This window comes from Photobacterium alginatilyticum, assembly GCF_009910675.1.
GTDB lineage: Bacteria > Pseudomonadota > Gammaproteobacteria > Enterobacterales > Vibrionaceae > Photobacterium > Photobacterium alginatilyticum.
On sequence record NZ_RSEJ01000006.1, the window covers coordinates 134,108 to 159,389 of the forward strand.

The 25,282-nt window shown below is 49.5% G+C and carries 22 protein-coding genes; 10 read left to right on the top strand and 12 right to left on the bottom strand.

Going from position 1 to position 25,282, the window contains the following annotated elements; all coding sequences use genetic code 11:
- Nucleotides 1-72: 72 nt before the first annotated feature.
- From EIZ48_RS07975 to EIZ48_RS07985, 3 genes are all read right to left on the bottom strand, one after another.
- Nucleotides 73-1,413, bottom strand: a complete 1,341-nt coding sequence (locus tag EIZ48_RS07975; RefSeq protein WP_160649917.1) for a putative O-glycosylation ligase, exosortase A system-associated — start codon at nt 1,411-1,413, stop codon at nt 73-75.
- A gap of 178 nt (nt 1,414-1,591) precedes the next feature.
- A complete protein-coding gene (locus EIZ48_RS07980) occupies nt 1,592-3,061 on the bottom strand; it encodes an oligosaccharide flippase family protein (protein WP_160649919.1) in 1,470 nt (489 codons plus the stop codon).
- A gap of 46 nt (nt 3,062-3,107) precedes the next feature.
- A complete protein-coding gene (locus EIZ48_RS07985) occupies nt 3,108-4,064 on the bottom strand; it encodes a polysaccharide deacetylase family protein (protein ID WP_160649921.1) in 957 nt (318 codons plus the stop codon).
- 259 nt (nt 4,065-4,323) lie between these two features.
- On the opposite strand from EIZ48_RS07985, the gene EIZ48_RS07990 reads away from it, so the two are divergent.
- Nucleotides 4,324-5,691: a polysaccharide lyase domain-containing protein gene (locus EIZ48_RS07990; protein WP_160649923.1), complete on the top strand. Its 1,368-nt coding sequence runs from the start codon at nt 4,324-4,326 to the stop codon at nt 5,689-5,691.
- Here the strand turns inward: EIZ48_RS07990 and EIZ48_RS07995 are convergent.
- A complete protein-coding gene (locus EIZ48_RS07995) occupies nt 5,663-6,790 on the bottom strand; it encodes a GNAT family N-acetyltransferase (protein ID WP_160649925.1) in 1,128 nt (375 codons plus the stop codon). The two genes, EIZ48_RS07990 and EIZ48_RS07995, sit on opposite strands and share 29 nt — an antisense overlap.
- 219 nt (nt 6,791-7,009) lie before the next feature.
- Between EIZ48_RS07995 and EIZ48_RS08000 the strand changes: the two genes are divergently transcribed.
- Nucleotides 7,010-7,408: a VanZ family protein gene (locus EIZ48_RS08000; RefSeq protein WP_160649927.1), complete on the top strand. Its 399-nt coding sequence runs from the start codon at nt 7,010-7,012 to the stop codon at nt 7,406-7,408.
- Here the strand turns inward: EIZ48_RS08000 and EIZ48_RS08005 are convergent.
- The 4 genes from EIZ48_RS08005 to EIZ48_RS08020 are packed head-to-tail and all read right to left on the bottom strand — an operon-like array spanning nt 7,405 to nt 10,484.
- Nucleotides 7,405-8,514 (bottom strand): nucleotidyltransferase domain-containing protein, encoded by a 1,110-nt coding sequence (locus EIZ48_RS08005; RefSeq protein ID WP_160649929.1) that lies wholly within the window; start codon nt 8,512-8,514, stop codon nt 7,405-7,407. The genes EIZ48_RS08000 and EIZ48_RS08005 overlap by 4 nt on opposite strands.
- The gene (locus tag EIZ48_RS08010) at nt 8,438-9,382 is read right to left on the bottom strand and encodes an HprK-related kinase A (RefSeq protein ID WP_160649931.1); all 945 of its coding nucleotides are present in this window, start codon (nt 9,380-9,382) and stop codon (nt 8,438-8,440) included. The genes EIZ48_RS08005 and EIZ48_RS08010 overlap by 77 nt, the downstream gene beginning before the upstream one ends.
- Nucleotides 9,383-9,392: 10 nt before the next feature.
- Nucleotides 9,393-9,662, bottom strand: coding sequence for a hypothetical protein (locus EIZ48_RS08015; protein ID WP_160649933.1), 270 nt, complete (start codon nt 9,660-9,662; stop codon nt 9,393-9,395).
- 15 nt (nt 9,663-9,677) lie between these two features.
- A complete protein-coding gene (locus EIZ48_RS08020; protein ID WP_160649935.1) occupies nt 9,678-10,484 on the bottom strand; it encodes a hypothetical protein in 807 nt (268 codons plus the stop codon).
- Between the two features lie 485 nt (nt 10,485-10,969).
- On the opposite strand from EIZ48_RS08020, the gene EIZ48_RS08025 reads away from it, so the two are divergent.
- Nucleotides 10,970-12,124, top strand: a complete 1,155-nt coding sequence (locus tag EIZ48_RS08025; RefSeq protein WP_160649937.1) for a right-handed parallel beta-helix repeat-containing protein — start codon at nt 10,970-10,972, stop codon at nt 12,122-12,124.
- 305 nt (nt 12,125-12,429) lie between these two features.
- Nucleotides 12,430-12,963: an NADPH-dependent FMN reductase gene (locus EIZ48_RS08030; protein ID WP_160649939.1), complete on the top strand. Its 534-nt coding sequence runs from the start codon at nt 12,430-12,432 to the stop codon at nt 12,961-12,963.
- A gap of 100 nt (nt 12,964-13,063) precedes the next feature.
- Here EIZ48_RS08030 and EIZ48_RS08035 read toward each other — a convergent pair whose 3' ends face one another.
- Complete coding sequence (locus tag EIZ48_RS08035) at nt 13,064-14,242, bottom strand: dicarboxylate/amino acid:cation symporter (protein WP_160649941.1); 1,179 nt, start codon at nt 14,240-14,242, stop codon at nt 13,064-13,066.
- A gap of 362 nt (nt 14,243-14,604) precedes the next feature.
- Nucleotides 14,605-16,452 carry a M3 family metallopeptidase gene (locus tag EIZ48_RS08040; RefSeq protein ID WP_160649943.1) on the bottom strand — a complete coding sequence of 616 codons (1,848 nt, stop codon included), beginning with the start codon at nt 16,450-16,452 and terminating at the stop codon, nt 14,605-14,607.
- 331 nt (nt 16,453-16,783) lie between these two features.
- On the opposite strand from EIZ48_RS08040, the gene EIZ48_RS08045 reads away from it, so the two are divergent.
- The 4 genes from EIZ48_RS08045 (at nt 16,784) to EIZ48_RS08060 (ending at nt 23,009) form a co-directional block, all read left to right on the top strand.
- A complete protein-coding gene (locus tag EIZ48_RS08045) occupies nt 16,784-16,972 on the top strand; it encodes a hypothetical protein (RefSeq protein WP_075764608.1) in 189 nt (62 codons plus the stop codon).
- 204 nt (nt 16,973-17,176) lie between these two features.
- Nucleotides 17,177-20,527 (top strand): S41 family peptidase, encoded by a 3,351-nt coding sequence (locus EIZ48_RS08050; protein ID WP_160649944.1) that lies wholly within the window; start codon nt 17,177-17,179, stop codon nt 20,525-20,527.
- Between the two features lie 323 nt (nt 20,528-20,850).
- The gene (locus tag EIZ48_RS08055; protein ID WP_160649946.1) at nt 20,851-21,837 is read left to right on the top strand and encodes an ornithine cyclodeaminase family protein; all 987 of its coding nucleotides are present in this window, start codon (nt 20,851-20,853) and stop codon (nt 21,835-21,837) included.
- A gap of 47 nt (nt 21,838-21,884) precedes the next feature.
- Nucleotides 21,885-23,009 (top strand): aminotransferase, encoded by a 1,125-nt coding sequence (locus tag EIZ48_RS08060; RefSeq protein WP_160649948.1) that lies wholly within the window; start codon nt 21,885-21,887, stop codon nt 23,007-23,009.
- 44 nt (nt 23,010-23,053) lie between these two features.
- Here the strand turns inward: EIZ48_RS08060 and EIZ48_RS08065 are convergent, their stop codons facing one another.
- A complete protein-coding gene (locus EIZ48_RS08065) occupies nt 23,054-23,695 on the bottom strand; it encodes a helix-turn-helix transcriptional regulator (protein WP_160649950.1) in 642 nt (213 codons plus the stop codon).
- 98 nt (nt 23,696-23,793) lie between these two features.
- On the bottom strand, nt 23,794-24,126 hold the full coding sequence (locus tag EIZ48_RS08070; RefSeq protein WP_160649952.1) for a hypothetical protein: 333 nt from the start codon (nt 24,124-24,126) through the stop codon (nt 23,794-23,796).
- A 180-nt stretch (nt 24,127-24,306) separates the two neighbouring features.
- Here EIZ48_RS08070 and def point away from each other — a divergent pair, with 180 nt between their 5' ends.
- Nucleotides 24,307-24,834, top strand: coding sequence for a peptide deformylase (gene def, locus EIZ48_RS08075; protein WP_160649954.1), 528 nt, complete (start codon nt 24,307-24,309; stop codon nt 24,832-24,834).
- Nucleotides 24,835-24,890: 56 nt separating this feature from the next.
- Complete coding sequence (locus EIZ48_RS08080; protein ID WP_160649956.1) at nt 24,891-25,103, top strand: dodecin; 213 nt, start codon at nt 24,891-24,893, stop codon at nt 25,101-25,103.
- The last annotated feature ends 179 nt before the right edge of the window (nt 25,104-25,282 follow it).

Sequence of the window (25,282 nt, forward strand, 5' to 3'; positions counted from 1 at the left end):
AACCCACTTACCAACCATTGGGACAACCTGATTAATCAGCAGCCATTCATAACACGACATTAAAATAGCAACTCACATCACTCCGGGATTATTACTTAAGGCAATATCATCCACTTTATTTCTTTCGCCAATATCTTGCCGAGTCGAGATAATTAGACTAATCGACACACCGATTATTGCCCAATAAAATTCCAAGTAGGCTAACGATACGGCGGCCCCGGCCGAACCATAGGCAATAATGGTTAGCTGGAGCATTCTGGCAAGGTGCACTCTCCATCGATACCCTTCCCCTAAAGGCCCGACAGTTTTTGCCACCCAACCTAACCGAATAAAACAACTTGCCATAATAGTGAGATATAAAACCAGACCGAGCACACCATGATCGCCCAAAACCTGGAAATAGATACTATGGGCAGCCCATCCTGAGTCATCAGAGGGGAGCGGTGTCTCAATGATAAAGTCCAGCTTATCGAATTCCTGAGCTTTCTCTTGCCAAATATAGCCGTAGGAGCCCGTTTTGAACCCACCGCCTAACAAGGGCCTGTCCATCGCGAGCAAGGTGTGGACTTTCCATGAATTCAGTCTGGTAATAAATGAATTATCTTCCGTTGCCGTTTCTATGGTATTCATTCTGCTATACCAATCCTGGGAGAGGTAAAGTGCGGCAATACCCACAACAATCAGTATGCCTGAAGTGACGAGAACCTTATGGTTTGAGCGGAACCAGTAATAGCCACCCACAACCAACAACCCGATAAACCCACCTCGGGAGTGAGTGCCAAGAACGGCAATAATGCACAAGCATAAGATGCCAATCAGCCCTATTTTCGACCATTTGCTACTCGTTACCTGGATAAGAAACATATTGACAGGAATGAGCATACACAAAGCAACTGCGAAATGATTATTATCCGACAGCAGGTGTCCCTGCGGACCGACAATTTTATGCGCACCTCCCGTAATAATAAACTTCAGGCTTTCCACGGCTCCAAGAAAGCCGACCGAGAGTACTATCACCCAGCAAAACAACTCTAATTCGTTCTTTTTCCTCACGCACAAGATAATCATCATGGTCAGCAATAACTTTTTGGTTAGCTTGATCCATTCATCCCATACCAGATCGGGTATGCCAATGGTTAATACCGTGGTGAGAATGGTATGAAACCAGAATAATGCTACGCACAAGAAGCCGAAATCCAATCCCACCTTCTTTTTATTGGATTGAAATAAATACCCGATCAAAGCGGTGAATGCAAAAATACTATTAAAGCTAATATTTTGGGCAAAGCCATAAAGCCAATGAACAGGGACAAACAATCCGACCCATAACCAAAGTGCGACAGCAACATAAGGCTTCTTTAGCGAAAGGTATATCAAATAAATCGAAATAATCAGAAAAACAATATCCCTCATCGTTTTTCCCTCTGTTCAGGCAGCCTATTATTATCTTCGTTTTCTTTTATCTCATCGAGCTTTAACGATTGACGGCATCTATAGGCTAACATTACCAAACAAAATACAAATAATAATGATTCCATAGTCTTTCTCCATGAGATGCCGCAACATACAGCGTCAAGTATTCGGTAACGCTTCACACCATCCCTAAACGCTGGCCTGCCTGTCGCCTCAGCTGCCCGACAATCACTTGAAATTCACTAATCCGCCCCTTCAGAAAATAAACAACAAACATCGTTGCTGCCGTATAGATGAAAGCACCGGAAACAATGCCCACTATCAATTGATATAGGCTGTTGTTTATAAGATTAATGATCCAATCAACTGTCTCGTACATCACCCAGGAGCAGGATAAGGGCAGCAAGACAATCGACAGCAAATGAATGAGATTCAGCCCTACCACCACAGAATATAATCCGAACATCAATAATAAGAAAAACAGTCCAATTAATAACCGGTTAAATGAGATAACCTCAATGGAGCTGCCTACCGACAAATACAGCATCAGCGAAATGAGTGCCACGATGACAACGTCGGCAGCAAACAAAATGTGCATCTTATTTTTAATCGTCAACACCACCGTTAAAGGCATATATACTGTCATCACCACCATTAACCCTGCCAAGTTACTCATCACAGGAATCGCATCTAACCATTGCGGGCCGAGAATAACCCTGACAAAAGGATCACTAATCACACTGACCCCGAATGCGCAGGGCATCACAACGAACATCAGTACAGCCAACTGCTGATAGAGCGTTTGACAAAAGGCCTTGTGGTCATACTTTAGCTTGGACAGGACGGCAAAAGAGCCTCGATTGAGCGGCTCAACCACATCTGAGTACGGAAGCCATGCCAGCTCCTGGGCAAAGCTATATATTCCGAATGTGCGGCTGTTTAGCTGGCTACTTAAAATCATCACATCGATACGGGAGCGTAAATAACCCGATATGGTCGTCAAATATAGCCACTTGGAAAAGTGCCATTGCTTTTTCCACAGGCTGGTTGACCAGCGGGGACGGTAGCTGCAGACCCGATAGCCGATAACAACCTCAATGACATTACTGAAAATAACGGCAATGACCATTGCCCAGTAGTTTTGCCATATGATAGCTATCGCTATCGAACAGACGGTACCGATCGTTTTGGCAGCAATACTGATAACAGTGGTTGTTTTAAAGTTAAGCTGCTTTTCAAACACCTCAAGGCCAATATTCCGAAAAGCCATCAGAAAAGGAATAACAGCAACAACCTGGATCACCAGCTCGACTCTCTCCTCGTTCGTATAGATGGCTATCCAAGGAGCCGACAAGAACAACAAACAGGCGCAAGCTATCCGAAGTACCAAGTTGAGCGACCAGATACTGTTTAGGCTTTCCTCCGATATCTCGTCTTCCAGAATCACAATCCGGTTGGTACCAACAGAGGTAAATGCCAGGAAAAGATAGATAAAAAAGGAAGAGATCGCGACAATCCCAAAATCTGCCGGTGTAAGCAGCCGGGCCAGTATCAGCGTGCTGACCAAGCCTAATATTCGGTTATACCAAGTGGCTATCATTGCCCACTTGGCACCTGAGATAAGCGCGCGGCTATATTGTTTATTCATCTTGCAATACCTGGCATGGCTTCCCTATCCATACTCAATGACTCACTTACAATGCCAGTTGCCTGGGAAGCATCGGCTGACCGTCAAGCTCCTCAATAAACCAGCGAACAAAGTCCCGGGTATTTGAGACAAGCTGATCTGTTTCTCTTTCATCCCTGGTATAGGATGTCAGCGCAGGTTTCACACTGGGCGAGTGGAGTGACAGTATAAATTCCCGCTGACCTATTTTTTTCTGAGAGTAGGTCAGCTGCTGCATTTCTTTCAGAGTAAAACCTTCGGGCGAAAGGCGGTATCTGCGAAGCCTCAGGCATTTACCGATAACTTTCTTTACCAAGCTGTTTTGCCACTCTGTAAAGACAGCCGAATGCCTATTGGCATAATCCTGAAAAAGAGGGAGTGCCGATAGTATCGAACAGGTATGGGGGAAATACGTAATGTCATCCCGCTCAAAAATCTTGTTGCCGTAACCGCTAAAGTCAGGCCCCTGCTGATGGGTAAAGTCACAATAGGCGCTAATACTCAAATCAACCTTATAACCCAGCTTTACCAGACTACGCGCCGTATTTTCACCGATCCCGTATCGACCGGCCAGGTATGTCACAGGACGAGTTCCAGAAACAAACTCTATTTTTTCCGTCAGGCTGGCCAGTTTTCGATATTCCTGCTCCTTGGATAAGTTTCCCGGAAACGTGTTCACATCGGCAACGGTGCCATCTTGTTCAATCGGCGCGAGCGGCGGATTAACCCAAGGGTGCAGGTGTGCGGCAAACTCGATTATACCGTCAGCCAAACCACGGTACTTCTCAACCACGGATGCCCCTTCCTCACTGGATATAAAAGGATAGTCCATAGCCAACGTCACTTTCGCCCCGGCATCCAGCAGCTTATCGATCAGTACAATTAACTCTTGATGGTGAGTTACTGACTGGTTGGTCGCCTTGGCACCTTTTTTCCAGTCAAACTCTTCTTCTGCGTGGATGACTACAGCAAGCCTGTAGGCCATAGCATGCCCCCGAATAAATAAATACCACACTCATCAAATTTTTCTTCTCATTGATAATGGCACAGCACACAGTTTTTAACCAAATATCAACATAAAAACCACAAATAACCGCCACCTGCACTCACAGCCATATGCGACAATCTTAATCATCAATAGAACATTCTTGTGATTGGCTACCTATACTGATAACGAGTGGCAGCCATAAAGTAACGATCTGCTCTGCATGTTTAACGCAACACTAGCCTGAATCGGGAAATGGATGAGCTATATAGTCTTTACCCATCGACGCACGTCTATCCTAATGGGGATACTGGCCTTGGTATTAGCGGGGTATTCTGCCTCCCCGGCGGCCCAGCCGAAGCTATTTCAACACCACTCACTGCCGCATGACGCAACAAGTCACTGGCCGACCGTGGGCCCGGACTGGTCGACGCAGACACTCGCTTTGCACCTTGAGAACACGGTTTTTGTTTCCGATCCAGAGATGCTGATTAAGGCACTGAAAGATGTGTTACCTGGCCAGCATATCGTCCTGAGAAACGGCACCTATCCAATCAGGGGCAAGCGCCTGAGAACCACCAAACTATCTCCGACGGCACTTCAGCCAATCACCTTGCGCGCTCTGGAACCAGGAAAGGCCACGATTGAACTTGATAGTTCCGAGGGTCTCTACATCAACCGTCCTCACTGGCGAATATCGGGCCTGCGCTTTATCGGCAAATGCAAACACCAGTCCCGTTGCGAACATGCTATCCATGTGGTGGGAAATGCCGGCAATACCCTTATCGAGCACAATGAGTTCATCGACTTCAATGCGGCAATTAAGGTGAACCGGGACAAGGACGCGTTTCCCGATCACGGCATTATTCGCCATAACCACTTCTTCTTCACTGCCCCCAGGGATGTTGCGAAGCCCGTCACCCCCATCAATGTCGACCATGGCAACAACTGGCTGATCAGCCGTAATATTATCCGCGACTTTATTAAGCTGGGCGGCAACCAGGTCAGCTATGGTGCCTTTATCAAGGGAGGGTCGGTCAAAGGCGCTATAGAAAACAATCTTGTGATCTGTAATTCCACCCAGCAAGACTTTACCGGCTCTCGCATTGGCCTGTCACTGGGGGGCGGGGGAATGGCGCAGCAGCACCGCCGGGGAGAAAGTGAGGCTGAAACGGTAGAAGCCCTCATACGAAACAACATAGTCATCCGTTGCAACGATGCGGGCATCTACATAAACAGGGGCAAGCACTCGGCAGTTAGCAATAATATCCTCTATGGGACGCAGGGCATTGATATTCGATACCCACAATCTGATACCTATGTTGCCAATAACATCTTAAACGGCAACATCACCCAGAGAGATCGCGGCAAGGCAGATTCGAAAGCCAACCTGGTTAGCTCCCGCCGGTTTTGGTTTGGAGAGGAAGCCATTGATAGCTGGTTCCTCTCACCGGGTGACGGTAATTTTACCGTCACGTCGGAGCAAACCAGAAAACAACTCCATTCGCACGCGGTGCCCTACCAGCTGCTTCCAGGACACGAGAACAAAGACTTTTGCGGCAATCGCATCAGCAGTAACAGCAGGTTCAGGGGCTCGTTCATGAAGGCGACGGCCTGTTTCCGTTAGTTATTCGCTGCTTAAGGTTTCTTAGGGAGCCTTCAACCCTAAGTGCAAAATGGGGTAACTGATAATGGTAGGTAGCAACAGGCGATTCACTATTGGCAAAGGTCTGCTTATAACGCGTCGCCCCCGCCATAAAGTCATAACTGTCCATCCCCTGTGATAGCGCCTGGTTGATTAGCAGATAATGCGCCGTCAGTCCCGGCTTTAGGTGCTTATCCTGCAGTCGATAGTTCAGTGCGCTCAGATAGAAATAGACCTGGTTGCCATAGTGAAAATTGTAAATGACTCCTATCAGCTCATCACCGGCAAAGATAGAGTGAAGCACAACCTCACCACTGTCTGTCCCCCTTTGAATCAAACAGTGGTGAAAGTGTTTAAACGTGGGGTTGGCAAAGCCGCTTTGACCGGGCTGATCTCCCCAGCGCTCAAGATGATAAGGCTCGGCAACGGCAAGCATGCCCAGCGCCGCTTCGACCGATGCGGCAGTATCAATGGTAATCTCGCCCAGACTCTCATACCTTTTAAGGCTTCTCTTTATCTGATAGCGGCCACTTCGCGACAGGCACTGATCCAGCGACATTTGATTCGCCCTAAGAGAATTAAGATCTAGCTTGTACGCCACTGAATCCCAAACACACCGGCGTTCCGCCCCGAGATCGAGCGCACTATCAAAAAGACCAGCCTGACTAGCCCCGACGACTAACGTACCGTTACCGACCAATGTCAGAAACACTGTTGATAGCATCGCAGTACGCACTTTTTCCGCATATTGTGGCAGTAACAGAAAATCGTTGTACTCCATGCACAGCTTATCCCGCTCGGGATCACCTGTTCGGTGTAGGTAGTAGCTCTTTCTTGAATCGAAGGGCAGCTTGCTCTTTTGGGCCACCAGTATCCCGAGTCCGACCACCTCACTCCCCATGCAGGCCTCGACAAGGTAACAATCTTCCACACAGCTATCTAACCATGAGCCGATCCATAACCATGACAGAAAAAAACTCGGCTGGGCCTGAGCTTCAAGCTGTCGCCAGGTTTTGGCAAGTTTGTCTCTATCCGGATTATAAGAAATGTCACATTGCACTGAATGGTTACCAAGTTCCATGGGTAATGGCCTCACCGATAAGACTGAAAATACCTTTTTCTGCATAAGCATAGCAGTAAGCTCATGGGTAAGTTGGGGGATAGGAGATTTTAACCCGGTCGAATTTCACCCGGCTGACTATTATAAAAAAATGATGGACGTATTTAACACTCAAGGTAAATGTATGAACAAGGCAAGCCGTTTGCCCTCTTTCGTTGAGAGGCGACTGGGTGGCAGTCAATGATAGTCAAACGCATTCCCTTCCTATGGCTGACACTGGTTTGTTACTCCCTTTTCATAACCTATGTCTCACTCATGTCTGGTCACGGGGAAGGTGACTTTACCGAACTCAAGCAATACAAAATACCGCATCTTGACAAACTGCTTCACGTTGCTGCCTATTGGCTCTATGCCTTGCTTGCCTTATTGGCATCCAGAGACATCCACAGACGCTGGCTGGTAGGTTGCTTGCTTCTCTTACTGATTTTTCACGGTACGGTATTGGAATATCTTCAGATCACGCTGACTGTCGGCCGGGAGGCCTCGCTACCGGATATTGTTGCTAACTCGACCGGGATTGTCCTTGGCTACGTGACAATGCTGATTTACCAGCACTTCCAAGCTCACCAGCATGGTTAAATCATCAGATCCGACTCGTCCTTCTTTACCGGATTGAGCCGATACAAGCCTTTTCTGATTAAATGTGGGACCAGTTTGGACAACGGTAAGCGTTTCAGGTGTCCTCTTAAATACAGCACAAACACATACCACTGATCACCCCGTTCATGATGAACAGGATATATCGAGCTAAAGACTTTCTTAAACGCAGGATCGATCAGACGGAACACCAGCGGCCCCGGTTTGAACTGTTCATAAAAAGCCAGCACCTCTGCCGGCACATCTAGCTGGTAATATTGGCGGCAATAACGAAGAGCATAATACATGCTTTCACCATTGCCGATTGACTGCTGTAGCCGAACGAGCTTATCCCAAAAGCCAGGCTGCTGACTAAAATGGCGAATGAGCTGGAAGATATCAAAAAGATCTCTCACCCCTTTATGAAACTCACTCTCATAAAAAAGATGTATCACGCTATGAAGAACCATAGCTTCCGGACTGAGCACCCTGGCACCGCTATCATCAGAAAGCGCCTGAGTATGGCTATGCAAGATTACCGGATCCGGGCCATGGCGCAATATCGAGGGCAGGATATTGAAATGCACATCCAGTTCGGTCTGGCGATCGAAGTGTTTTAACGGCGGGATCTCCTGCGAATAGTTTCGGTAGAATTTATCATCATAGTCGGTCATGGTTTTATGCATCCAGCCATGCGCCACCAGGGCATGCTCTGCCGTTTCAATCTGCGCCTGGGGAACCAGAATATCAATATCGCTCATGATCCGGCCCCGCATATACTCAAAACCCGACAGCTGATAAGCCGCCCCCTTCAAGTAGACCCAGCGCACGCCTGACTGGCTAAATAGCGTGCTAACGTGGCGATGCTCTTGCTCTAGCAGCCGGATTTGATTGGTATAGGTGTATTCAGCAGACAAAACATGCCGCTGAAATTCAACCGGAAGATCAAACCAGACATCCGCCTGTTCACACAGCCACCTAAGCTGCGCCAGCATATTGTAGAACCGTGCTTCAGCAACAATCTGTGACAGCTCACGAGGATTCATGGAAAGCAACGTGGTGGGGCTTCGAAGAATATCGACCAGTTTTACCGCCGTTATTTTTTTCATCAATCCCATTCCTGATTGCCGCTTCGCAATCTGCTAGCTGGTTGTATTCTATATAGAGTGCATCCGCCCCCTGAATCACCTGCCTGGCGCAGGCAAACCCCGTCTGGTTCAGCAAACCAAAATTGAAACTATTGCCAATCAGCTCCATCAGCGCTTCGCACTTCTCGACCTTTTCGACATAACACCGCTCATTCGCCGAGTACTTTACGAATACGATGAGCGATATCGGCGCTGTGATATGGGCATTAACCACGCTCGATGACGGCGGCTTGACCAGACAAACCTTGCCTTTCGACGTATCGGCGATTTCCTCGCTAAAGCTAGAGGCGGGAAAAAACGCCCGCGCCAGATCAATGGCGGCATTTTTTAAGTTTATCGGTCGAGCCAAGCCATATAGCTGCTTAGTTTCCGGGCAGATCAACGCCAGTTCATCCGAGAGTAAGCGCCACCCCTGTGAAACCAGGAAAGCACAGAGGGTGCTTTTTCCGGCTCCGGAAGGGGCTGATATAATGATCCCCTTACCGTTTTTTTCCAAGGTCGCGGCATGAATAATCAGATATTGATGCGCATGGTTGGCAATCAGCCAGTTCATCCCCCACTCCAGCATAGCCGGCGCCTGGTTGAGCGGAAGCGGCCTGAACGGTTCGCCGCCATTAAAATAAAATCGGACCTGCGGTTTTATCCAGCGACGTCCAAACGCCCCCGGCATGATTGCCACATGAAAATCGATAAAATGTGACTCGTTGACATCCAGTAAGGCACCCTGGTAATGGGAGTGCAAATAACGCTGGACACTGGGGATTGATGTCTTGATCTCGACAATGAATGGACCGGTTTGCAAATAAAAGCATTTCGTTGAAGAGAGCATCCTGCGGTCCTTAGCTGGGCAATAGGATCTGCATTGAGAGGAGTTGATCGATAACTCTCGCCGCGGATTGAGGATGCTCGCTGATAAAATTGTCAACTTCATTAGCCAGCGTATCCGCTTCACTTAAGCGCTCTAGTAACCCCACAACAGAGCGATCACAAAGCATCGACTCAGTGGTAAACGGGCTGTAAACCACACAGCGTGATTGATACATGAAACTGCAGGTGGCTAAAGAAAACTCGCCGTTTAACACCATATGCTCGGGCAAACTGTTCGGCATGTGCCTCCCTATCGGTTAGCTCCACATCCGTAACTGGCTGATTATATCCGTAAACGCTTTTTTCACCGCAGGCGAACGCTCATCAACACTGCCGTGGGTGTTAAGCTCATCGGCCAATTTTGACGCCAGTACCATGATCATTTCAATCACCGCACTCTCTACTTGCCGGGTATTGTAAGGATACCGAATGACGCTGGAGGAGAAAAAAGCATTCAGATAGGCAGCCACCAGCACCTGGTGAAAGTGTCTGGGCCGCAAAGCCACCTCGGTCGTTTCGCCAGAGGCGCCCGACTCCGTAGGCTCAAACGTCAGCGCCAGCCTGAATTGGCCTCCGCCATGAGCGCCAAGTACATGTTTGATCCTCACATCACTGGATTGCTGGACGCTAAGCTTGAATTTCCAGCCTTTCAGCGGAACATTCTGCCAATGATAAAAAGGGTTAAGAAACAGCTGATTGAAATATGTACTGCCGCTAATTTGACTATTGTTTAACGCTTGTCTCAACGGGTATGTACTCTCTCCCTGGCGGCTGCGAATAACTTGGCTCCAGCGCTCGGGACCAACGGCATCATTACTGCATAACTGAGGATCAGACGCATTGCCCGACACCATAATGGAACAGTTTTGCCCACCAGCTCCGCTTCCCCAACCGGCATGACTTTTCAAAGAAAACAGTACCGGCGATATAGCAGCAGAAGTGTGCAGAAAGCGACGGCGAGAAAAACGGGATCGACCCTCCGCTTCGGGTCGAGCGACAGCATTACCGGCAGATTTTTTATCCTGCCCACTATCATCCTGAATAGCCGACTTATCTTGATTCATAATAGCCTCTAACACGACAACCCAACAACGGGATCAAACTTCTACCACATAAACATACAAGAAAAGTAAAGTTCATATTAGTGGGCCTTGCAAGTTTATTTCAGAGGAAGAGATCCCTATTAATGTGCCCAAATTTAACTACTTATCTAATCATATGACTGTCATTTCCGCCCTGTCGCTCAGCACAATTAGCAACAGACTTTCTGAATCAAAACGTTACATCTGGATTATAGGATTTTGTATCACTCTTGATGACAGAGCCATTCATATCTCCGAACAAAATACATAGCAGACTAGATCACACTTTGCTGTTTTTTTACTCAAATTCTCAATATTGGTAAAACCTCCACGAACACAATACCTTGCCTAACCTATCACCTTTTGGCGCTTATACAGTGCACAAAATCATGACAAAAAGCTGACAAAAGGAGATGTTTTTTTGTCCACAATGCTCCGTGTCAAATTCAGCAGCAACGTGAAAAATAATGAAATATCAAAACCTTATAATTAAATCAGGCGCACTGGCTTGCGTATTGCTTCTCTCCGCTTGTGGCTCAGGTTCAACCTCTCCGTCAAACGCAGACTCAGGACAATCAGGTGGTACCCCGAGTATTCCTAACGGAGGAAACCCAACAAGCCCAGGCACCGGAACACCTGGTAATCCAGGCACTGTTATCCCAGAACAACCGACAACTCCTGTCCCGCCAGTCGAGAACGCGGTCATTGTCGTTGACGGGCAAACTTTCACCTCTGTGAGTCAAGCCGAAAGCGCAATTCAAAATAACAGCCTGGTGCAGTTTGGCAGCGGCGTATTTACACAAGGCATGACCATTCGAGCTGACAACGTCAGACTGGTAGGCAGTGACGGTACCCACTTCAAGGGCGCGCAGGTTCAGAACAAGGGGACCTTTGTTATCGCCGGTGACAGCGTCAGCATGGAGAACATTGAGTGTAGCGGCGTCAGCGTACCGAACGAAAACGGTGCCTGTATCCGACAGGAAGGCAAAGATCTTCACCTAAGCGGCGTCTACTTTCATGACAGTGAGCAGGGGATCCTGACCGCCAAAAACACTGGCAGCCTGGTCATTGAGTACAGCACTTTTGAAAATCTGGGCAAGGCTGGCCTGGCCCACGCAGTTTACAGTGCCAATGATCGCCTGGAAATTCGCTACAGCAAATTCTACAAATCAAAAGACAACGGCCATGAGATCAAATCCCGGGCCAAGGAAACCCTGATCGAGTACAGCGAAATTGCATCGCTCGACAGTAATGACAGCCGACTGGTTGATATTTCCAACGGCGGCAAGCTGACCATCCGAAACAGCATGCTCGAGCAGGGGCCAAATACTGCTAACTTCCAGGTGATCGGCTTTGGTATGGAAGGGGTCGATCAAGGCGTTACTCAGTCTGTCGAGCTGACCAATAACATCATCCTGATGGAAAGAGCAAAAGGCAATGTCTTGCTGGGCCTGCCTTCTGGCAGTGGCTCGTTCCAAATTTCCATCACAGGTAACGACATCATAGGTACACCGTTCAATGACAAGGCCGAGCATAATATTGAGCAGAACAACAATATTTATGACAGCCGTTCAGCCTACGGACTTGGCGGCTTCCCGGCACTACCGAGCATTGGCTTGTAATACTGACAGACCACAGTCAGTCTAACTTTCACGGTTTCTGCGTTGTGACTGGCGGATTCAATATGGATCCGCTATCACTCGCAGCCTGACCACTTTTATATCCTCCTCTATACAACTCCAATTATCCTCATTTCTAGTGCCTCTCAGCGAACTTCTTGCGATAACACCAAACGCTTCCGGCCAGCAAATCTGATACCCGATATTCTCTTCCTATACCCCAAAGGAAAGTTGCTACACTCAGAAGATTGATTTCTCATCGAAAGCACAACGACGGCGCTGACCTTCAGTCATGAGGAGAGATAAGCATGAAAATTCTGGCTTTTGCTGCAAGCACCCACAAAAAATCAATCAACAAACAACTGGTCCACTATGCCTGCCAGCTCTTGGATAAAGCACAAGTTGAAGTGTTGGATCTCAATGATTACGAACTACCACTCTACAGCCAGGACAAGGAAGACGAACTTGGTCACCCCCAATTAGCCAAAGACTTTCTCGCTAAAATCGGTGACAGCGACGGCGTACTGATCTCATTTGCCGAGCATAACGGCTCGTATGCCGTCGGCTACAAGAACATCTTTGACTGGTGCTCGCGTATAGAGCCTAAAGTCTTTCAAAACAAACCCATGGTACTGCTTGCGACTTCACCAGGCTCGATGGGCGGAGCCAGCGTACTGGCCGCGGCGGTGCAATCTGCCCCCTACTTCGACGGTATCGTCAAGGCCAGCCTGTCGATCCCCAGCTTTTACGATAACTTCGATGCCGATAAACAAGCCCTGCGGCATGATGAGCTTAACGAGCAGCTCAAAGATGCTGTCAGCCATTTGAATCACTTGAAGTGAACCCGGTTGAGCCAGCCCCAGGATTAAAGAATATTTTGTACAAAAAAAGCCACCTCGGCGGGTGGCTTCATAATCTCAGTTGCAGCTAGCGAAAGGGGTTTTAGCCAGCGCGCAGCTCAGGTTCCGCAGGTGCTGATTGCTTCTGGGCAAACTTGTTGACCCACAGCGAAATAGCGCCGTCACCGGTGATATTACACGCCGTACCAAAGCTGTCCTGTGCCATATACAGGGCAATCATCAGCGCCAGCTCTGCCTCGCCAAAGCCCAGCATCGTCGACATCAGGCCCAGCGCAGCCATCACGCCGCCGCCCGGCGCACCCGGTGCAGCTATCATAGTAATGCCCAGCATCATGATAAATGGCAGCATTTCAAGCAAAGACGGCAGGGCAATGTGCTGGCTAAGTGCCATGACCGCCGTCGAGCAGGTGATAAGGGTGATAGTCGAACCTGACAGATGAATAGTGGCGCACAGCGGAATAGTAAAGTTGGCAATCGACTCATTCACGCCGTTGTTTTTGGTTTGACGCAAGGTAACAGGAATGGTCGCAGCAGAAGACATGGTTCCAATCGCCGTAAAGTAGGCCGGCAGCATATTTTTGATCAGCTTCAGCGGCGACAGACCCAACGCGATACCCGTCAGGGTATACTGGATAGTGATCCAAACCCAGTGCATAAACACGGCCAGTGCCAGCACGACTCCAAAGGTCTTCAGAGTCGTAAACACCGTCCCTTCTGCCGCCATTTCGGCAAAGATCCCGGAGATGTAAAACGGAAGCAGCGGAATAATCACTTTCGACAGCAGCAAATCAATAATGCCGCGACCATCGTCGGCAATCTCTTTCAGCCGAACACTGTTGGTGATGCTGATCCCCAGTCCGAACAAAAAGGCGGTTGCCAAGGCTGTCATCACGCCAAACATTGGCGGAATTTCCAGGCTGATAAAGCTGGTCAGTTTTTCACCGGCATCGGCAGCCGCCTGATCCGGTGCCGGCAAACCGGCAATCACCGAGCTGGCAACAATAAACGCCAGGCTACCGGCAAGCACAGTTGAACCATAGGAAAGCGCAACAGTTTTACCCAACAGGCTACCAGAGTTCTTCGGCAAGCTCGCGATACCGCTGGTTATGTAGAAAAGAATAATCAAAGGGATGGTAAAGCCGATCAGCTGACCACCGAGCTGTTTTACCGTCAGCAAAATACGCACTACGGCATCGGGGGCAAAAAAACCGATTAAAATACCGGCGACAATGCCGGCAATTAACTTCAAAATAAGCTTCATTAAAATGTTTCCTGATGTGTGTTTGGTAACGGCGAAATCCAGGAGTGATAAATAATCCATCTATATGCACTTACTGGCATTATGTTTTTAGAATATGGATAACCCGGAATATTATTTCAGCCGTAGAGTCTATTTAGCATCTTTATACTTGTGTGTCACTTTTTTTGAAAGTTTGCTGATAGATTTTAATCACCAGAGAGCTTAATGAGGAAAGAGCAAAGGGGCGATCTCGTGATCACCGTACTGAATGAAAAGAGAAAATATAGCTGTAAGGATGCCCTTGAAGGGACAAGATCAGCCAGCACATATTGGGCTGACTGATCCTATAGCCAGATATGGCCAGTGATACGTTAACCGCTTAACTAGCGGCCGTAAGTCGATACAATATATTGCTCGAACGCGTCACACATTTCGCTGTCAGAACTATCGTTAGAAGCAAGCTGAGCGGCACCGTCAACAATACGGATCGTGGCATTCAGCGGGGCAACCTCAGCACGGGCTCTGCTTTTTAGCGCTGCTATTTTCTGCAGTTCTGCTTCCCATGCCTGTTCGGCAGACAGGTTGCATTCATCAGCAAGGTATTTGGCGTTGAACCCCTCTCCCGTCAGGCTCAGAATGGTCGCGTTATGATTGACACTGTTTCCGCCGTGCCAGTAGTGTTTCGCCAGTTGCGGCCCGATCTGCGGATTATCGGTTAAATACCCAAACGTCTCGGTAAAGTAAGCCCTTGTCTGATAAACCGCCATATTCGCCAGCAGGTAACCTTGGTAGGCACAGGCCGCCTCATCCGACAACAGGTGTGGGATCGCCATCAGCGGGCGCGGGCTGCATGCCAGACCAAGGATCTGTTGCTCGGTTGTTCTGGCCAGTTCGGTCACCGCCTCAGCTGTCAGCTCGTCATCGCTCAAACGATACAGGGCCCGCTCAAAGTAAGGCACCACCAGAATACTTCTCTCACCGTATGCTCTGAAGGGCTGCTTGCTATCAATCATAGACTTGATCACGGCGTCCGGAACGGCATTGCCATCGGCATCCAATGCATACAGCTTCAGCCAGTCGGCATCACCAAGCAGGCTATCGCAGAACATCGACTGAGTCTCGGCATAGGCCATTGAGGTCGGCGCGAATTCCTGCGAAAAACACGGTGCATTCATCTTCACATTGGAGAAATGCGCAGCGTGCCCGCCTTCATGGAACAAGGTGTTGATACCGTCATACCCGCTACCGACCTGATCCGGCTTGGCATTGCTGGTAAAGTTCACCTTGGCGGGTACCCAGCATCCCTGATCATAAAATGACGGTACCGGGCCATGGCAGAAGCCATTTTGGTATTTACCCTTGCGATCAAGAAGGTCCAACGTCAGCTCAGCTCCCGAATAATCGATATTCAAACGACCGAACGACTCGACCCAGCGTCGCAGCGACTGAGAGAACGGCACATAGGGATCCAGATCCCGCATCGCATCTCCCGAGAACGAGAACACAAAGTTATAGCCGAACAAGGCTTGCTCACCCTTGGCATCAGCCAGCTGACGCAGGCTGCGCAAATGACTATCTCGGGTCCGGGCTTCAAAATCCTCCAGAACCGCGAATAGCTCTGCCGTCGTCATCTGCTCGGTTTTGACCACCGAGTAATCAAAAAAGTTGTCGTACCCCAGTGACCGGGCAAACTCGTTACGCAGTTTTACCAGATCCAAAAAGCCGTTGCCAAGCAGCCACTGCTCCAAATCAAGCAAGGCCTGATGCGATGAGCGACGAACCTCTTCATCGCTGCTGGTACGAATATTGGCCGCAAGTACAGGGAGTGATCCTTCCGCCTGGTTGCCGTTCTCATCCACATAGTTCATCACATGGTTTTGTTTTTTCTCAAACAAATCCGCCTCGAACTTAATCAGCTTGGCTTTTAGCGCCTGCGCTTGCTCCGACTCCAGCGCATGAGCCTGAAACATACTCAGCCAACCTTTGAGTCCAACCAAAGTTTGTGTTTTCTCGTCGGAATCGGCAAGCAACTCTGTCGCCGCTATCTGTTCTTTCAGCTCGGTGATCTGGGCCGGAGTACTCAAAAATGTCGCCCACTGCGTTTCTGCCCGGGCAGAACCCTCATGGTCATCACTCGTTCCCATGTAAGTTTCCCAGAAGAAATCTTCTTTGGCCCGATGCAAAGATAAATAACGCTGGTTAAGCGAATCAAGATAGGCTGATGCTGTCATTTGTATCCCTATAAATGTAAATACTTGATCAATTTAGTTTATTGTCTCGTAGCCAATGATAATGCAATCGAGATAGCCCGCAAGCGCAGTCATATTTTCAGCCGACAGAGATTCGCCCGTTATGCTTTACATTGTAAATTCATTTTGCCAATAGATTCAGCCCCGCTTAAGCCATACTGGCATATCATGGTTATCGAGCCAATTGATTAGCCTATTAACCATAGCGTGATGGAACATCCCTGCGACAACACTACATGCAAATCACTGCTACGTTTAAATTTCGAACTGGTCAATCTTTGACTAATTAGGTCTACAAGCACGGAGGAAACACATGAAAAAAGTTATCGCATTACTTTGTTGCATTGTCTTTTCTGGCTTAGCCTTTGCCGAAATGGGAGGAGGCAGCAGAGTTACCGTCCCTCACATTATCTGCATGCAAGACGGTAAGATGATAAGTACGACTGCGATCCCTGTTACCGAATGCAATAAACTCAAAGCGGAAAAAGCCGAAGCTAAGTAGCAGGCCGATTCATCCGTTCATCTCTTTTGGCCGGCACTGCGCCGGCCTTTCTCTGCACCAGCTCTTCATGACAAACATATACACAATTCAAATGTTGAATGATCGGTCATTCGTGATATATATGAACAACGTTCAGTATTAACCAAAACTAATTACACTTGAACGCCACTTGCTCTCTTTATTGCGACAAACAAGGATCCAGTCATGAGACCATTCGCGCGCTGCTCATTGCTCGCCGCCCTTATTGCCAGTTCATTGTCACCGGCCCTGGCTGCCACCACCTCTTCCTCTGCCGAGCCACAGAATCAGGCTCCGCTCTGGTTACGCAATACGGCCATTTCACCAGATGGTAAGCAGTTGGCATTTACCTACCAAAGCCGTATCTATCTTGCATCCAGCGACGGCGGTAACGCGCGGGCCATCACCAGTGGCGAATTCTACCCGCACGCCCTGGTATGGTCGCCGGATAATAAAACACTGGCTTTTGCTGCCAACCCGTACGGAAACGATGATGTTTTCACGGTATCGTTGCAAAGCGGAGAGATGAGCCGCCTCACCTCCCATTCTGCCAACGACATTCCTACCGCCTTTTCCGATAATGGAAAATCCGTGCTGTTCAACACCACGCGCCTAACGGCAGAACAGCAGGATTTTTACAGCCTGCCGCTGTACTCGTTCGGCACCCGGGGTAACCAGCTTTACCGGGTGGATGTAAAAGATAAAGCCGCTCAGGCCCTGATGCCAATCCCGGCCAAGCATGCGGTCTGGAACGCCGGGAAAACCCAACTGCTCTATAATTCCCCGCACAAGGATCAGCAGTTCAGAAAGCACCAGAACTCTTTTGCTGTACCGACTATCTGGCTATTCGATGCGGCAACAGGCATACACCGCCAGCTGACCGAAAATAAAATTGCCGCCCAGCAACCGCTCTGGAACAGTGACAACAGCGGTTTCTACTTCCTGAGTGAGCGCAGCGGCAACTTTAATGTCTGGTTTTATGAACTGGCCACAGGCAAAGAAACACCAATCACCACCCTGGCCGATCACCCTGTCCGTCACCTGTCGGTATCAGCCAATGATGATCTGGCATTTTCCTACAACGGGGAATTATACCGGCTAGCAAAAAACCAGGCGAAACCACAAAAGCTGGCTATCAACATCCGTAACTTCGCCGCCGCCCCAAGCCAGTTCTTCTATAGCAATGACGCAACCCGGTTTATGCCTTCTGTCTTTGATGCCGAAGAAGTACTCTTTAGCAGCTACGGCGACATCTACGCCATGAATACACGGAACGAAAAGGTCAAGCGACTGACCCATACTGCCACGGAAGAAAAGCAGATGGTCTTCACCCCTGACGGCTATGGGGTGCTGTACTCGGCAATGCGTAACGGCCACTGGGGACTGTATCTGGCTCGCTCGTTCAACGAAGAGGAAATGTTGTCCAGCTCCGCGGTGGTTGAGGAGCAACCTTTTCTTGTCATGCCGGGACACGATATTTCACAGCCGGTTTATTCACCAGACGGTCGCAAACTTGCCTTTGTCATTGACGGCCGGGCCCTGCATGTCGTCGATCTCGACAACTACGACGACAATAACCCGCAATCGGCCGACTTCGAGACAGGGCCATCGCTTCTTACTGCCCCGGATGATGCCGATACACAAATCAACGCAAGACCGGGGGCCGGCAAAGAGCTGATTGCCGCCGACATGGTCAGTGAATCGAACCGCCTTGAGTTTGTGTGGTCGCCCGACTCGACCCAGCTGGCCGTTCACCTCTCGCCTCGTCCCTACGTAGAACAAATCTATGTTGTCGATGCCGGAGGGAATAAGGCACCGGTCAATGTATCGCAAAGCGGCTTCTACAATGGCAAGCCCAAATGGAGCCAGGACAACCGCATACTGACCTGGACAACCTCAAAATTCGGCCTCAAAACAGCCGATGGCGAAGACTGGGACGAAACAGTCACCGGCATTTTTACCAACAACAGCGCCATGCAAGACTTCAAGGATGACCGCGAGCTACCCGAAGAGACCGAGCACTACCCGTTCTCGGCCAGCAACCTCGATTACCGTGAGGCCTTCCACCTGCCATTTTCCAGCCAGGTACTGGAAACGCACTTGCTGGGAGATCACCTGCTGGTCATCGACCTGATGGCTTCACCTTCCGGCGACGAGACCACACGCGGCTTCCTGTATAATGTCCGTACCGCGGAATCGCATACTGTATTTACCGATCTCCCGATGGCAAGCGACGCCTATATCACAGCAGATCAGAGCTTTGTCTATCTGCTGGCAGATGGTGAAGTATTCGAGATCGATACAGCTACGGGCGACTCAGTCAGCTTACCTATCGATTTGCCTGTTGATTACCAGGAGGCACCGAGGAGATTGGCCGCCTACCAGCAGTTTGTCCGCCAGACACAAGAGATGTACTATCGTCCAGACATGGGCAATGTCGACTGGGCCTTCTACAGCGAACACTATCAGCGCTTTTTGCCGCACATCAACAATAACCGTGACTTCGTCAATGTGCTCAAAGAGCTGAGCGGGGAGCTGAATGCTTCTCACACCGGTGCTTATTCCATGCCGGCAAATACCATGCGAGAAGATGCGACAGCCGAGCTCGGGCTGATCTTCGACCAGCACGTCGCCTCGGCTTCCCTCTCCTCCGGCAAGGGAAAAAAAGGCAAAAAAGCCCCGAGTGAAGGCCTTACTATTCACAGTATTCTTCCGGGCGGCCCGGCGGACAACGACGCTTATGGTATTCAGCCCGGTGATCGGCTTGTCGCGCTCAACAACAGGCCGGTCAATACCCTGGCGGATCTGGCCGATGCACTGAACAACAAAGCCGATCAACCCGTTGCTCTGACTTTGCAGCGCGGCAATGAAAATACCTGGCAGCAACGCATCACTCCGATAGATAGCGACGAGGCCTACTCGCTGATCATGAAACGCTGGGAGATCGCACGCCGGAATTATGTCAGCCAGCAAACCGGCGGTAAGGTGGGTTATGTCTACCTGCCAGATATGAGCAATGCGTCCTTCCTGCACCTGAGATCGGAGGCACTCGGCCGACTGAGAAATGCTGATGCCCTGATCGTCGACGTCCGCTTCAACGGCGGCGGCTTCCTGGCAGATACCTTAATTGAGTTTCTCACCGCACGCAAAGCGGCTGACATTGTGCCCCATATCGGCCAACCGACGTCAGATGCCAGTCGTCGCAGCTGGCTGAAACCTTCCGTGGTGATCGCAAATTCCGGCTCATATTCGGAAGCATCGGCCTTTAGCCAGTATTATCAGGATCTGAAAGTGGGCCCGATCATCGGGGAGCCGGTACCGGGCACCGGCACAACCGTCATGGGGCTCGACTCCCAAGTCTACCAAGGAGTCGGCTATATGTTCCCGTACCAGCCGCTGCGTACTCTCGACGGAAACCTGTATGAAAACCTCGAGCTCCAGCCCGATGTCGCCGTATTTAACCGTCCGTCAGAGATTGCCTCAGGCAAGGACAGTCAGCTTGATGCGGCGATCAAGGAGGCGCTAAAAAGCCTATAGGCCAAGTAACTAAATTTACGCCGTACAAAACCAGGTCGTGCCGCTGAGCCGGCCTGGTTCACCTTTTATTCCGCTCACTGACACTTTTAGTGCGTGAAAAGCAAACGCCAGCCTTACAAGCCAACAGCACCTTCACTGCTCTCGAAGCCATCAAATAACACTAGCCCCTCCGCTTAGCAGCCAGCTCTGTTTTTGTCTGAAGCAGGCTTCAAAAAGTATCTGGATCTCAAAAAATCTACAAAGTATAAATTATACCATTTAGTATAATTTGTACTTTATGGTATAAGTGCATTATGTTTCAGCAAAGACAAACGAGAACAATCATGCAAAGCCACCCTACTGAGATCACCAATAACATAGCTAAGCCATTGATCCTTTGTGACTCGGAAGTCCGAGACCTGTTGTCGCAACTTGATGTCCAGGGGCAAATGAAATCCCTGTTCCTGGCATTAAGTGAAAATACAGCAGTCCAGCCACCACAAACGTTAGCCCTGCTTCCAGATAACGCGGGTGACTTCATCACCTATCTGGGCGCCATGGCCAAAGAAGCGGTATTTGGCGCCAAACTGTCCCCGTACCTGATCACCGAGCAACAGCCGATCATTACCGCCTGGACCAGCCTGATGTCGATGCAAACCGGCCAGCCCTTGCTGTGGTGTGACTCAAGTCAGCTAACAGTTGAGCGTACCGCCGGCACCACAGCGCTGGCCATTGACTACCTGGCCCCTGAAAACAGCAGCCACTTGGCGCTGATCGGGGCCGGTAACGTCGGCCTGGCGCACCTTCGCCATGTACTGAAACTACGCAACTGGAAAACAATCAGTCTATATGCACCTGAGCTGGCCGATAATCCGGCGCGACGCGATGAAATAATGACGATCGATCCCCGGATTCAGATCGCTACAGATGCCAGTCTCTGTACGAAAGAAGCCGATGTGATCATGCTCTGTACCTCCTCTGCCCAGCCAGTTATTTCACTGACTGACATCAAGCCATCAGCTGTTATCACTTCGATCAGCACCAATGCAGCCAATGCCCACGAGGTACCACCAGAGCTTCTGAATCAGGCCGACGTGTACTGTGATTACCAACAGACAACGCCAGACAGTGCCGGTGAAATGTGCCTTGCAGCAAACCAGCACGGTTGGGATAAGTCACAGATCAGGGGCGATCTGGCGAGCCTGGTTGCACAAACCTGCCCGCTCCCTGATTATGATAAACCGGTCTTTTTCCGCTCAATCGGGCTGGGGCTGGAAGATGTCGCAATGGCCTACGGGATCTGGAAACTGGCAAGCCAGCAACTTCAATAAACACAGAATAAATACGCTGTATTTGAATAAATTGATAAGGATAGACCATGAAAATCAAAGAGTTTGGTGTCGAGATCTGGATGAACGACTATGAAAACACCTGTCATTATAATCTGGCCGAAACCTGTGTTGAATCGCTCACTGTCGAGCAGCTGCTGGAGATGTCAGGCAAGCGTGACACGATCTTAGATGAATTATTGCCGATGAAACTGACGTACGGTGCCATCGAAGGCTCAGATCGATTACGTGACAACATTATTTCGCTCTACCAGAAACAAAAACGCGAAAACATCTTGATCACCCACGGCGCTATTGGTGCCAATGCCCTGGTGCACGAAGCCCTGGTTTCCCCTGGGGATAAGGTAATTGCCGTCTTACCAACCTATCAGCAGCACTACTCTATCCCGGAAAGCTACGGGGCTGATGTTCACATTGTTAAGCTAAAAGAAGAAAACCAGTTTCTACCTGATCTGGACGAGCTGCGACAACTGGCAACAGAAGGCACCCGACTGATAGCGATCAATAACCCGAACAACCCGACGGGCGCACTGATGGATGAAGCTTTCCTGGAGCAGGTGGTTGACATTGCTCGCTCCTGCGGCGCCTACCTGCTCTGTGACGAGGTCTATCGCGGCACAGACGAAGAGGGTAACGGCTTTACCGCTTCAGTTGCAGACCTTTACGAAAAAGGGATCGGCACCAGCAGTATGTCGAAAACATTTTCTCTGGCCGGTTTACGACTGGGCTGGCTAGCCGGGCCGCTTGAGGTGATCAAGGCGGTCTGTATTCACCGTGACTACAATACCATCAGCGTCGGCATGCTTGATGATCACTTTGCCTCTATCGCCCTGGAATGTCGCGACGCTATCCTTGAGCGTAATCGCCATATCTGCAATACCAACCGGGATATGCTGGATGCCTGGGTAGCCAAGGAGCCATTGGTTTCTTACATCAGGCCCAAATCAGGCACCACAGCCTTACTGAAGTATGATCTGGACATGTCATCACGAGATTTCTGCGTAGGGCTGCTTGAAGCAAAAGGAGTCATGTTCACGCCCGGCAGCGTACTGGATATGGAAGGCTATGTACGTATCGGCTATGCAAATAATCCGCAAGTGCTAGAGACCGGATTGGCAAAAGTATCGGAATACCTTACTGAGCTGCAAGACTGACAGGCTGAAGGGGTAATGTGACATTGCCCCTGTCTTGATCGGTACTAACTCTTGTTCTTTATTTCCCGCAAATAGTTAAAGACGGTGGCCCGGCCCATGCTGAGCACATTGGCAATATAGTCTGCCGAGTTTTTCCCGTTAAACGCCCCTTGCTCGTACAAAGCTTCGACCAGCTGACGTTTATCTTTTCTCGATATCACGGAGAGCGTCAGATGGTGGCTGGCCAGCCAGTCATGGATAAAGCTGTTGATTTTTTCTTGCCAGTCATCATTAAACAGTTTCTCTGGCTGCGGGATCAGGTTTTTAGCCGGCAATAGCAGATCCAGTACCGCCCGGGCGGACTCGATCGGTGTGGTATTCATATTAATACACAGCATTCCGATAGGGGTATTGGCATCATTACGCAGTACCACACTGGTTGAGCAAATCTTCTGGCCATCCCAGTTGAGTTTCTCGTAAGGGCCTATCACGGATTCTGTCTGGTCAAAATTAACATCGTCAAGTGCAGAAGGGTCGCCGATTTTACGCTTGGAGATATTATTGGCGATATAAGCCACGCTCTGGGTTGCCAGATCATGGATAATGACCTCGACATAATCCGAAAACAATAACGCGATACCGTCGGCGACGGGTGCGTAACGCTGTATTAATAACTCAGCACTTTGCTGTTTTTCTTGTGGCGTCATTTTCTGAGTAAACTCAATAATCTCCAATCATGGAGGGCATACTACCTAGCCGTAATACCATTGTATAGAGGGGGGAGGCTCTCCCTGCAGCCAAACCGCTAGTAGCTCAGCTCAAACACCACAGAGCCGCTGTCAACCTCAACGGCCTGCTGATCGATCACCTCGCCGCCCGCCTCTACCGAAATACTAAAATCCTCGGTGGCATTAAATTTCAAACCGGCCCCAAACTCAGTCGGATCAACTTGGTTTCTGTCCTGATACACACTGCTCTTATCGACCATCATATTGCTGACAGGTCTGTCACCCCCACCAATAAACTCAAGCTTTTGCTCAGAGGCTGCCTTATCAACAAAAATCTCGCCCAATTCTCGCTCTTCTGCCTGCACAGCCAAAGAGAACAGCAATGCTGCTACCACAATTTCAATACGCACTTTCATCCCCCCATACCAACGAATACACAAGCAGTTTTAAGCTCAATCTTTCTCATTAAATAACCTAACGCAAGAAGAAAAACAAGCTTACTACTTGCAATATGACAGCAAAGAAACCGTTCCTATCGCTCGCAATTACACGTACGCTTATAGCAAGGCTCTTGCATCAGGAATCCTATTATGTCTGTCACCTACCCACTCGAAATAGCCCAGCTTGGCAATCCCATCCTGCGCCAGTTGGCGACACCGCTGACCCCCGGCCAGCTTAAGAAATATGCACCGTTCTTTGCCGCGCTGGAGAAGAAGATGCTTGAGCACAATGGCGTCGGCATTGCGGCGCCGCAAGTCAGCGAGTCTGTCCGGGCATTTATCGTTGCATCGAGTCCTAATCCTCGATACCCCAACGCCCCGCACATGGCACCTACCCTGATGATCAACCCCGAACTTATCTGGTCAAGCAAAGAGACGGAAAAAGACTGGGAAGGGTGCCTGAGCATTCCCGGCATGCGAGCCAAAGTCAGCCGCCACAAGAAAATCGAGGTGCGATATACCACTATCGACGGTCACGAGGTAAAAAGTCATATGGAAGGTTTTATTGCCCGGATCTTCCAGCACGAACTGGATCATCTCAACGGGATCGTCTTTCTCGACCGGGCCGAAAAGCATGATTACGCCACCGAGGCGGAATTTATGAAGATCATCAGCTAATTTTTACTTACCACAGTTTCAGCATCGCGCTGCAACACGTTCACAAGGGGTAAGTGATGTCCGACCATATATACAAACTGATCGAGCTGGTAGGCTCGTCTCCGAACAGCGTCGAAGAGGCCGTCAACTCGGCTCTGACCAAAGCCAACAATAGCCTCAGCAACATGCGCTGGTTTGAAGTCTGCGATGTCCGGGGCAACATAGAAAACGGCCAGGTCGACCACTGGCAAGTCACCATTAAAGTAGGATTCACCCTCAAGGAAGACTAACCCTTTAAGTTCCGTAAACTAAAACGGGCTGACAGATTACGGAAGAATTATCAGCCCAATCATCCCTGCACTTCCCGCCATATACCTATTGTGAAGCGCGCTTTTTTGTAAAGACACAAACTCGTTATGCAATCACCACTCTATTCTTATAACAATCATAAAACACAATCTGTCAGTTT

Bases quoted from the DNA above. Each gene is read 5' to 3' on its own strand.
- EIZ48_RS07975 (WP_160649917.1), bottom strand. From the start codon at position 1,413: ATGAGGGATATTGTTTTTCTGATTATTTCGATTTATTTGATATACCTT.
- EIZ48_RS07980 (WP_160649919.1), bottom strand. From the start codon at position 3,061: ATGAATAAACAATATAGCCGCGCGCTTATCTCAGGTGCCAAGTGGGCA.
- EIZ48_RS07985 (WP_160649921.1), bottom strand. From the start codon at position 4,064: ATGGCCTACAGGCTTGCTGTAGTCATCCACGCAGAAGAAGAGTTTGAC.
- EIZ48_RS07990 (WP_160649923.1), top strand. From the start codon at position 4,324: ATGAGCTATATAGTCTTTACCCATCGACGCACGTCTATCCTAATGGGG.
- EIZ48_RS07995 (WP_160649925.1), bottom strand. From the start codon at position 6,790: ATGGAACTTGGTAACCATTCAGTGCAATGTGACATTTCTTATAATCCG.
- EIZ48_RS08000 (WP_160649927.1), top strand. From the start codon at position 7,010: ATGATAGTCAAACGCATTCCCTTCCTATGGCTGACACTGGTTTGTTAC.
- EIZ48_RS08005 (WP_160649929.1), bottom strand. From the start codon at position 8,514: ATGAAAAAAATAACGGCGGTAAAACTGGTCGATATTCTTCGAAGCCCC.
- EIZ48_RS08010 (WP_160649931.1), bottom strand. From the start codon at position 9,382: ATGCTCTCTTCAACGAAATGCTTTTATTTGCAAACCGGTCCATTCATT.
- EIZ48_RS08015 (WP_160649933.1), bottom strand. From the start codon at position 9,662: ATGCCGAACAGTTTGCCCGAGCATATGGTGTTAAACGGCGAGTTTTCT.
- EIZ48_RS08020 (WP_160649935.1), bottom strand. From the start codon at position 10,484: ATGAATCAAGATAAGTCGGCTATTCAGGATGATAGTGGGCAGGATAAA.
- EIZ48_RS08025 (WP_160649937.1), top strand. From the start codon at position 10,970: ATGAAATATCAAAACCTTATAATTAAATCAGGCGCACTGGCTTGCGTA.
- EIZ48_RS08030 (WP_160649939.1), top strand. From the start codon at position 12,430: ATGAAAATTCTGGCTTTTGCTGCAAGCACCCACAAAAAATCAATCAAC.
- EIZ48_RS08035 (WP_160649941.1), bottom strand. From the start codon at position 14,242: ATGAAGCTTATTTTGAAGTTAATTGCCGGCATTGTCGCCGGTATTTTA.
- EIZ48_RS08040 (WP_160649943.1), bottom strand. From the start codon at position 16,452: ATGACAGCATCAGCCTATCTTGATTCGCTTAACCAGCGTTATTTATCT.
- EIZ48_RS08045 (WP_075764608.1), top strand. From the start codon at position 16,784: ATGAAAAAAGTTATCGCATTACTTTGTTGCATTGTCTTTTCTGGCTTA.
- EIZ48_RS08050 (WP_160649944.1), top strand. From the start codon at position 17,177: ATGAGACCATTCGCGCGCTGCTCATTGCTCGCCGCCCTTATTGCCAGT.
- EIZ48_RS08055 (WP_160649946.1), top strand. From the start codon at position 20,851: ATGCAAAGCCACCCTACTGAGATCACCAATAACATAGCTAAGCCATTG.
- EIZ48_RS08060 (WP_160649948.1), top strand. From the start codon at position 21,885: ATGAAAATCAAAGAGTTTGGTGTCGAGATCTGGATGAACGACTATGAA.
- EIZ48_RS08065 (WP_160649950.1), bottom strand. From the start codon at position 23,695: ATGACGCCACAAGAAAAACAGCAAAGTGCTGAGTTATTAATACAGCGT.
- def (WP_160649954.1), top strand. From the start codon at position 24,307: ATGTCTGTCACCTACCCACTCGAAATAGCCCAGCTTGGCAATCCCATC.
- EIZ48_RS08080 (WP_160649956.1), top strand. From the start codon at position 24,891: ATGTCCGACCATATATACAAACTGATCGAGCTGGTAGGCTCGTCTCCG.